This window comes from Nostoc sp. CHAB 5715, assembly GCF_020829685.1.
Lineage (GTDB): Bacteria > Cyanobacteriota > Cyanobacteriia > Cyanobacteriales > Nostocaceae > Nostoc.
Window position 1 is genome coordinate 1 of sequence record NZ_JAIVFR010000275.1, and the last position, 7913, is coordinate 7913.

At 43.9% G+C, this 7913-nt stretch carries 11 protein-coding genes and 3 pseudogenes; 6 read left to right on the plus strand and 8 right to left on the minus strand.

The window, feature by feature from the left end:
- Positions 1 to 799 (plus strand): WD40 repeat domain-containing protein (locus tag LC574_RS16645; RefSeq protein WP_229454544.1); only part of this gene is annotated, 799 nt, incomplete at its 5' end.
- Between the two features lie 473 nt (positions 800 to 1272).
- Here LC574_RS16645 and LC574_RS16650 read toward each other — a convergent pair.
- Together LC574_RS16650 and LC574_RS16655 are read right to left on the minus strand one after the other, a co-directional pair.
- A complete protein-coding gene (locus LC574_RS16650) occupies positions 1273 to 1599 on the minus strand; it encodes a helix-turn-helix domain-containing protein (RefSeq protein WP_229454545.1) in 327 nt (108 codons plus the stop codon).
- A complete protein-coding gene (locus LC574_RS16655) occupies positions 1596 to 1970 on the minus strand; it encodes a type II toxin-antitoxin system RelE/ParE family toxin (protein ID WP_229454546.1) in 375 nt (124 codons plus the stop codon). Before LC574_RS16655 ends, LC574_RS16650 begins: the two co-directional genes overlap by 4 nt.
- 110 nt (positions 1971 to 2080) lie before the next feature.
- Here LC574_RS16655 and LC574_RS16660 point away from each other — a divergent pair, with 110 nt between their 5' ends.
- Positions 2081 to 2302: a DUF433 domain-containing protein gene (locus LC574_RS16660; RefSeq protein ID WP_229454547.1), complete on the plus strand. Its 222-nt coding sequence runs from the start codon at positions 2081 to 2083 to the stop codon at positions 2300 to 2302.
- Here LC574_RS16660 and LC574_RS16665 read toward each other — a convergent pair.
- From LC574_RS16665 to LC574_RS16680, 5 genes are all read right to left on the minus strand, one after another.
- The gene (locus LC574_RS16665) at positions 2284 to 2430 is read right to left on the minus strand and encodes a hypothetical protein (protein ID WP_229454548.1); all 147 of its coding nucleotides are present in this window, start codon (positions 2428 to 2430) and stop codon (positions 2284 to 2286) included. The two genes, LC574_RS16660 and LC574_RS16665, sit on opposite strands and share 19 nt — an antisense overlap.
- A complete protein-coding gene (locus LC574_RS16670; protein WP_229454549.1) occupies positions 2427 to 2660 on the minus strand; it encodes an AbrB/MazE/SpoVT family DNA-binding domain-containing protein in 234 nt (77 codons plus the stop codon). The genes LC574_RS16665 and LC574_RS16670 overlap by 4 nt, the downstream gene beginning before the upstream one ends.
- A 166-nt stretch (positions 2661 to 2826) precedes the next feature.
- Positions 2827 to 3153 (minus strand): acyl carrier protein, encoded by a 327-nt coding sequence (locus tag LC574_RS16675; RefSeq protein WP_229454550.1) that lies wholly within the window; start codon positions 3151 to 3153, stop codon positions 2827 to 2829.
- Positions 3143 to 3271, minus strand: coding sequence for a hypothetical protein (locus tag LC574_RS38060; RefSeq protein ID WP_267871564.1), 129 nt, complete (start codon positions 3269 to 3271; stop codon positions 3143 to 3145). The genes LC574_RS16675 and LC574_RS38060 overlap by 11 nt, the downstream gene beginning before the upstream one ends.
- Before the next feature lie 214 nt (positions 3272 to 3485).
- Positions 3486 to 3839, minus strand: coding sequence for a hypothetical protein (locus LC574_RS16680; protein ID WP_229454551.1), 354 nt, complete (start codon positions 3837 to 3839; stop codon positions 3486 to 3488).
- Here LC574_RS16680 and LC574_RS16685 point away from each other — a divergent pair.
- The 4 genes and pseudogenes from LC574_RS16685 to LC574_RS16700 form a co-directional block, all read left to right on the plus strand.
- Positions 3817 to 4044, plus strand: coding sequence for a hypothetical protein (locus tag LC574_RS16685; protein WP_229454552.1), 228 nt, complete (start codon positions 3817 to 3819; stop codon positions 4042 to 4044). The genes LC574_RS16680 and LC574_RS16685 overlap by 23 nt on opposite strands.
- Positions 4045 to 4310: 266 nt before the next feature.
- The gene (locus LC574_RS16690; RefSeq protein WP_229454553.1) at positions 4311 to 4979 is read left to right on the plus strand and encodes a Uma2 family endonuclease; all 669 of its coding nucleotides are present in this window, start codon (positions 4311 to 4313) and stop codon (positions 4977 to 4979) included.
- 158 nt (positions 4980 to 5137) lie between these two features.
- Positions 5138 to 5455, plus strand: a pseudogene (locus LC574_RS16695) (Uma2 family endonuclease); the annotation flags it as partial.
- Positions 5456 to 5665: 210 nt separating this feature from the next.
- Positions 5666 to 6100: pseudogene (locus tag LC574_RS16700) on the plus strand (Uma2 family endonuclease); the annotation flags it as partial.
- A gap of 307 nt (positions 6101 to 6407) precedes the next feature.
- Here LC574_RS16700 and LC574_RS16705 read toward each other — a convergent pair.
- A pseudogene (locus LC574_RS16705) lies at positions 6408 to 7913 on the minus strand (filamentous hemagglutinin); the annotation flags it as partial.

The window sequence follows — 7913 nt, forward strand, 5'->3', positions numbered from 1 at the left end:
CACCTTAGCAGCAGCAAGTCGAGACAAAACTATAAAACTTTTCAGTCTAGACGGTAAACTACTCCGTACATTCACTGGGCATGATGGTCAAGTTTGGGGCGTTAGTTTCAGCCCAGATGGACAAGCAATCACTTCGGCTAGTAAAGATAAAACAGTAAAGCTTTGGAGTCGAGACGGTAAACTGCTCAACACCTTACAGGGACATCAAGATGCGGTGAATTGGGTAAGCTTTAGTCCTGATGGCAAGTTGCTAGCCTCAGCCAGCGATGACAAAACAGTAAAAATCTGGAATTTAGATGGTAAATTGCTATACAGCTTAAATGGTCATAGTCGCCGGGTAAATGGGGTTGCTTGGACACCTGATAGTCAGGCGATCGCTTCAGCTAGTATTGATAACACGGTGAAGATTTGGAGCCGGGACGGGAATCTGCTAAATAATCTTACAGGGGATGGCGATAGTTTCATCAGTGTGAGTTTTAGCCCCGATGGTAAAACTTTGGCAGCTAGCAGTGATGATAAAGTGAGGATTTGGAACCGAGAAGGGACGTTACTGATTGCTTTGAAAGGTGATAAGCAAGAGTTAACCAGCGTCAGTTTCAGTAATGACGGCAAGACCCTGGCTGCGGGTAGTGGTAATGGCACAGTGATTTTCCAGAATTTGGCAGATATCGAACTAGAAAAATTGCTGGCACGGGGTTGCAATTTGCTGCATGATTATTTGCAGACTAATCAGAAGGTAATGAAAGGCGATGGCTCCGCCAACGCCAGGGGCGAACGCGCCTTGTGTTCTAGTAGATAATAGCGTAATGGGATTGATAGAAGTTGGTCTTGACAGGCATAGGTTCTCAGTTGAAGGGCTGACCAATCAAACCAGTTGCGATCGTTGGTAAGAATGTCGAGGATAACGTTGCTGTCTACCACCAAGCAGCCAACCATTACAATCTACCAACTTGAAGGTGCAGAGTATTTACCCCCCAAGGTGTTTCGAGGGCAGGATCGAATTGATTCTAGATTGTTTTTGAACATTCCCTTAACTGCTGAACAGATTTTTGCAATGAGTCGCTGATTAGCAATGAAGAAATTTATTCTAGTCGTCTTCTTGCCACTAGTTTAATGCGCGATCGCCCTTAGCATTGGCAAAGCGATCGCTTAACTCAATAGACTTTTTGCATGAGTAAAGTCTCTGTGTTTGAAATAGAGTTACCTACAAGCTGCTTTTTGATAAATCTTGGTTTGTTCTAAACTCAGACCCAACATGGCTTTCATCCTGTCCTATAGCGATATAACAGTTTCAGCAGATTGGCCCGACGCATGACGAGGGCGAAGATGTAAGGTGATTTCCGTATCAAGCCGCTTGAGGAAAATGAGGAGTTTGCCCTCGCTGAACCGTTGAAACTCTCCTTTCATCAAATGAGATACTTCTGGCTGGGTAATGCCAAGAAGTTCGCTGATTTCGCGCTGTTTCAAGTTACGTTGAGAAAGGAGGCGCAGTACCTGAATCCCTATCTTTCCTCGCATAAAAAGTTCCGAGGCATCCTCTAAACCGAGATCAGCGAATACGTTGCCACTGCTTTCTTCAAAAACGGGTTCCTGTGTCATTGTTGTTTCTCCCTTACCACTGCGTCCTTATAGCGTTGTTTAATCAGGTCAACATCAGCCTGTGGGGTTTTAATCCCCTGCTTTGATTTCTTCTGAAAAGCGTGCAGAACATAGATTTTCTCTCCAATCTTTACCGCATAGACTGCCCTGTAAGTATCGGTATCGTAGCGTTTGACGATTTCATACACGCCGCTTCCAATCCCTTTGAAAGGTTTGGCATCCATTGGTGTTTCCCCTGCTTGCCCCAATTGCAGCGCATAGCCTACTGATGCACGCACATCAACAGGAAATAAGCGGATATTTTTGAGTGAGTCTCCCATCCAAACCAGAGGTCGTAAAGGAATTTCTATAATACCCTCATCATCGTCCATCTTATATGAAATTTCCTATAAAATAAGTTAGACAATAGCATGAAATGCCCCGCGCGCGAACGGCGTATCGCGTTATATATATTAATCATCTATCCAAATAATCTTAATTCATGCAAAAAATCGTATCCGATCCAAAAATCATGATGGGCAAACCTGTCATTTCAGGAACTCGTATTACAGTTGAATTAATTCTTGAAAAACTTGCTGCGGGTGAAACACCTCAGCAAATACTCGAAGCGCATCCGCGACTTAGGGATGAAGGAATTAAAGCAGCTTTGGCATTTGCGGCTCAAGCTTTGCGGTATGATGTCATTTATCCAACGATTGCGTAGATGATAGGATTAATGGCAAGTTGGTCTTGACGGGCATAGGTTGTCAGTTGAAGGGCTGACCAATCAAACCAGTTGCGATCGTTGGTAAGAATGTCGAGGATAACGTTGCTGTCTACCAAGACGGTCATGGATTATCGTCGCTACGAGTGAGGGTCATGATTTGGTCAGTGGTGAGATTTGCAGCAGCGCAACCCCGCATGGTGTCAATCCAGGTTGAGATTTTATCGCTAGGTTGTATTTTCTTGAGGTAGAGGCGATCGCCTTCGATTTCAAACGCTAATTCTACATCAGGAGAAATGTTTAGCACCTCTCGGATTTCAGGAGGGATGGTAATTTGACCGTCAGGTGTAATCCGCATCGTGTGTTTGTTGTTCAAGCGTTCTTATGTTACAGCGCTTTTTAAGTAATTGAACTACACCACTCCCTACTCCCCATTCCTCGTCTCAGTCGTGGTCTAAATACCTGAAAACTGCTGTAAATGTGGAATAGCCTAGTAGGTGTCAAAGTCAAACGCTTGCCTAATTCTACACAGGAGCAAGCGTTTTCGCGCTACTAATCCCGCGAGGTGATGTGATGGCATCCGCAGGTTGAATTACCTCTGCTAATGCGTCTAGTTGTTCTCCAAGATAATCAGAATTTTGCAAGATTTCTGGATTTACATTCTCATGTCTGAGCAAGGCATAAACAGAAATCCTTCCATCTGGGATTTGCCGATACCGCAGAGTCGGGTTGTAGCCCATATCTTCCAGTAACTTCAAGGTTTCTGCAACATTCATATTTTCAACAGCAGTGAGTTCTACTGCTAAAAATACTTCCCCAGGTTTCGGAATAACTGGAAGCTCAAGCGTCATAAATCTCTCCCTCAAATCTGCATTCGTAGCGTTTTCCTTGACCTACTTTCTTTGGTTTACCGATTAACCTCACAACTGTTTTCCCTTCAATAGTCGCTTCTTCTGCCTTCATCGACATTTTTGCATAGCTTGCGCTTCCGTGTCAGCCCAAACATAATCAGTCCAAATTTCCTTTGGTTTTTCCGGGTCTTCTAGCATTTTCTTAGTTTAGACCAATCTCGCTCGGTTTTGGAAAGAGTGCCCCTACTTATCGCCCCTTGTGTTCTGGTAGATAATTTACAAGAATGATCAAAGGTGATCGCTCCCAGAACCAACCGGAAATGCGATCGCTTTCAGCTGCCTTTTTGTCCAGCTTGTTTATGTTCCTGCTCTTGGCACCAGGCAGCGATTAGCTCTTTAGCAACACTGCTCATATCCGTTTCAGCCTGCACACACAAGGACTTGAAACGGATTTTTAATTCTTTGCCAATAATCAATTTGACTGTATCTTCGGGTTTTGCCATCTCATTATTCTGACATGGCATAGAGGGAACATAATCAATATTCCCCTGTTCCCCTGTTCCCCTAAAGTTGCTATACTCAAAAGTTAAAAGCGATCGCCCCCAGGACCAACCGGAATAGCGATCGCTTTCTAAACCCCCACATACATAGGGAGATAAATAAATGATGACACAAGTAAAAGCCAAAATAGATGAAACTGACTCTCAAGCATCTTCAGAAAGAGAATCCATCAAACACACACTGATTGGTTCTCCCAAAGCTGTTACCAGTACTATTCGCGTGCTGCACCAACTTAGGTACGCTGACATTGGTGATTGGAGTCCTCTGTTACCAACTGGCAATGCAAGTGAGGTGATGAGCATTTTGATACGTTCGATTTTGATGCAATAGTTGTAGGACTTACGCACGCTCTACGAATTCTTGGCGTTCTTGGCGTCTTGGCGGTTCGATAAATTAAGCCTTTCGGCGATTTTTGCGTAAGTCCTGAGTTGTTTACGCCCCCAAATTATAGGGGGCTATTTTTTGCGTGCTGGCATTAGTTGTGAGTGTGTAGTCGAGTATTTGCAGACTAGCTAGAAGGTGACAAAAGCGATAAGCTGTTATTTCAGAACTACGGCAGGAAAATCAGCCAGGACTCATAAACAAAACTGTACATCTTGGTAGCATTGAGTGAAGTACCCATCAGCAAGGGAGCGAGGGCGATGTATGCAACCGTCACACAACCACTGACTTTTGCAGAGTTTCTTGCCTGGGACGATGGTTCAGGCAGAGAGTTTGAGCTATTGGATGGGATTCCCGTGCCATTATCAGAACCAAATGCAAATCATGAGGATTTGATCGAGCGACTGTGTGCCTACTTAGAAAATCATTGCCAAGAAAATGACCTGCCTTACGTGTCGCGCCAGTCCAAGCAGGTTCGCCTCAAAACAGCACCAACAGAAAAGGAAAAAAGCCGGAAAGCAGATATTGTCATATTTGCAAGAGTTGAATGGCAGAGGATGAAAACTAGCTCTAGTTCTGCTGCTGCATATATTCCACCACCCGGAATCATTGAGGTCGTTAGCAATAACTGGAAGGACGACTATCTGACAAAACTAGCTGAATATGAAGATTTGGGCGTTTTCGAGTACATCATTGTAGACTATGCTGCTTTTGGTGGCATTCGGTTCATTGGCTCTCCCAAACAGCCAACCATTACAATCTACCAACTTGAAGGTGCAGAGTATTTACCTCCAAAGGTGTTTCGAGGGCAGGATCGAATTGATTCTAGATTGTTTCCGAACATTCCCTTAACGGCTGAACAGATTTTTGCAATGAGTCGCTGATTAGCAATGAAGAAATTTATTCTAGTCGTCTTCTTGCCACTAGTTTAATGCGCGATCGCCCTTGGCATTTGCAAAGCGATCGCTAAACTACACACCGCCAAGCATTTGGTCGGAGCGGTGCTAAGATAAATATGCCGATTCACTCGCGCCAAAGTTCAATGACTATTGCCAAACTGTCCGAACTAGGCATTACTCACCTTCCCGACCATACTGAGTTACCAGAGTCAGATGGGAACTTTGTGAAAAATTTTCAAGAACATCCGCAAAGCATACTTCTAACTGACTCCGTTCAAGGTATATTACAGCAAATTCACTCAGATAAGCAGTATTGTATTGGTCAAGATTGTGGCATTTACTGGCGTTTGACCGAACCACCTGAACGCGGTGCCCAAGCACCCGATTGGTTTTACGTCCCGAATATTGCACCTATGTTAAATGGTCAATTTCGACGTTCGTATGTGTTGTGGCAAGAATATGTCCATTGGTGTCAACTTAAGCTATAAATAGCAAAACTTTCGGCTTGACTCACCCGCCTCGAACTAAAGTTCTTTGGCTTTTAGCTAAAGTCTACTGAAGTAGACTAAAGATTTTTTGCTATATTTAGTCATCTTCAGATGACTTTCGCTATTAGCAAGGAACTTCAGTTCCTTGCGGGACATAACTTTTACGTTAAGTTGACACGTATGGAATATGTCGCTCCCCTAATTGTACTGGAATTCGCTTCTGGGGATGGTTCAGAAGAAAGAGACAATACTCCAATTACTGGTAAATTCTGGGTATATGAGCAAGCAATCCGCGTACCTTTTTATGGCATTTACGAATTTAGCAAAGCTGCGATTGAGGTTTATCACTTAGTTGATGGTAGGTATCAGCAACTCACAGCTAACGAACGTGGACACTATGAGATTTCCTTGATGGGTGTCGAATTGGGTATTTGGCAAGGACAGTATGGAAATACTACAGCGCCTTGGTTGCGTTGGTGGGATACACAGGGAAATTTATTACTAACTGGTGAGGAAAAATCGCAGTTATTAGCACCTCAATTAGAACAAAAATCAATTTGTTCTATTAGCCAGCGTGAGATTTTTTTTACTATTTCTTTATCTTTTGCTTTAACCTGAAATTGCCAATTCTCAAGTATAAGTAAATTGGATAAGTAAGTTGGCGCAATAAAACCAAACTGTGTGAAGAAAAGTAAATAAGGCTCAAACTCTTTCTCCCCCTGCCTTATCCCAACAATAATTATTTACGCCGACCTACTTAATTTATTTTCTGGAAGTCCCTTAACGCAAGACGCTTGGGTTTCACTTCCCTACGAGACGCTGTGTTTCGACTTCGCTCAACATAAATTCGCGTTCGTTCAACCCAACCTACGCAGGTTAAGGTTTTTATAGCTAACCCAAGCGTATTATGATATAACCTGGTTGTTCACGAACAAGAAGCAGGAGTAAACCAGGAACTATGAGGCAAAGCTTTCGGCGCATCAGCCGTGAGTACAACTTCACCTTTAGCATTTATCACCCACCCTTGCGCTTCCACAATCGGCGTTGGACTGGAACTATTTGCCTGATTTGAAACATTTGTATTAACACGGTTTTCACCCTTTGAGTTGAGAGTTACCCAATCTAGTTGAACTGCATCAGGAGTCAGGGGTTCGGTTCTGGGGTTGGGTGGTAAGCCGCCGCGTCCGGTGATCGTAAAACTGCTTTGATTTTGTGCTGTACGCGCTTGACAGGCTTGCGCCACTTGAGTATCGACTGGTACGGCTGGTAAGTTAATTAATCCTTGAGAGGGGTCAACATCGAGCGTATTAATTTCTACAATGCCGCTTAAATCAGGTCTTGTTTGGGAAATTGCCGTAATATCATTTGTCTGAAGTTCACGCGGGTCTGAATCCGTAGGGCGCAACTTTTTAAGGTCTTCGGTAGTTAGTGGCGCAATTCCAAAAATCTTAGTAGCGTTGATTTTGACTATTCCCCCTTTACCATCGTAGGCATTGGCGGTGATGTCGCTGTTTTCATTTGGTTGGGCGACGATGAAGCCGTCAGGGACATTGATGGTGATATTACCCCCATTTCCACCAGCCCCTTCAGTGTCTGCGCCTGCTGAGGTAGAAATCTCACTCTCGCGGCGCAGTAACAATAAGTCTTGTAAATTCAGCGTAATATTGCCACCATCACCGGAGTTAGCTTGTCCAATGAGCTTACCTTGGTCATCCAATTTGATAGAACGAGCGGTGATTTCCAAATCACCTGCCTTATTTGTGCCTTGACTGCTCACAGTTATGTCAGCGTTATTTAAGACATTTAATTCTCCAGTGTTAACTATAATGCTTCCCCCCTCTCCAGTAGATTCTTTAGAAGTGGAAGCTGAAACCTGCGCTCCATCTTGAACAATCAATTGCCCAGTTTCTATATTTAAGTTTCCGGCATTTCCAGTAGCTTCAGTCCCAACAAATAAACCACTAGATCCCATTTGCGAGGTTCCAATAAGTTGGATAGAGTCTGCGGTAACAGACAAGGTTCCTCCCGCTCCCTGACTACGAGTATTAGCTGAAACCTGCGCTCCATCTTGAACAATCAACTTCCCAGTTTCTATATTTAAGTTTCCGGCATTTCCAGTAGCTTCAGTCCCAACAAATAAGCCACTAGCTCCCATTTGCGAGGTTCCAATCAGTTGGATAGAGTCTGCGGTAACAGACAAAGTTCCTCCCGCTCCCTGACTACGAGTATTAGCTGAAACCTGCGCTCCATCTTGAACAGTCAATTGCCCAGTTTCTATATTTAAGTTTCCGGCATTTCCAGTAGCTTCAGTCCCAACAAATAAGCCACTAGCTCCCATTTGCGAGGTTCCAATCAGTTGGATAGAGTCTGCGGCTACAGACAAAGTTCCCCCCCCTCCTTTAGTTTCTTTAGAAGTCGAAGCTGAAACCTG

Excerpts from the sequence above, each read along its gene's own strand:
- LC574_RS16650 (WP_229454545.1), bottom strand. The coding sequence starts at position 1,599 with ATGACACAGGAACCCGTTTTTGAAGAAAGCAGTGGCAACGTATTCGCT.
- LC574_RS16655 (WP_229454546.1), bottom strand. The coding sequence starts at position 1,970 with ATGGACGATGATGAGGGTATTATAGAAATTCCTTTACGACCTCTGGTT.
- LC574_RS16660 (WP_229454547.1), top strand. The coding sequence starts at position 2,081 with ATGCAAAAAATCGTATCCGATCCAAAAATCATGATGGGCAAACCTGTC.
- LC574_RS16665 (WP_229454548.1), bottom strand. The coding sequence starts at position 2,430 with ATGACCGTCTTGGTAGACAGCAACGTTATCCTCGACATTCTTACCAAC.
- LC574_RS16670 (WP_229454549.1), bottom strand. The coding sequence starts at position 2,660 with ATGCGGATTACACCTGACGGTCAAATTACCATCCCTCCTGAAATCCGA.
- LC574_RS16675 (WP_229454550.1), bottom strand. The coding sequence starts at position 3,153 with ATGACGCTTGAGCTTCCAGTTATTCCGAAACCTGGGGAAGTATTTTTA.
- LC574_RS38060 (WP_267871564.1), bottom strand. The coding sequence starts at position 3,271 with ATGTCGATGAAGGCAGAAGAAGCGACTATTGAAGGGAAAACAGTTGTG.
- LC574_RS16685 (WP_229454552.1), top strand. The coding sequence starts at position 3,817 with ATGATGACACAAGTAAAAGCCAAAATAGATGAAACTGACTCTCAAGCA.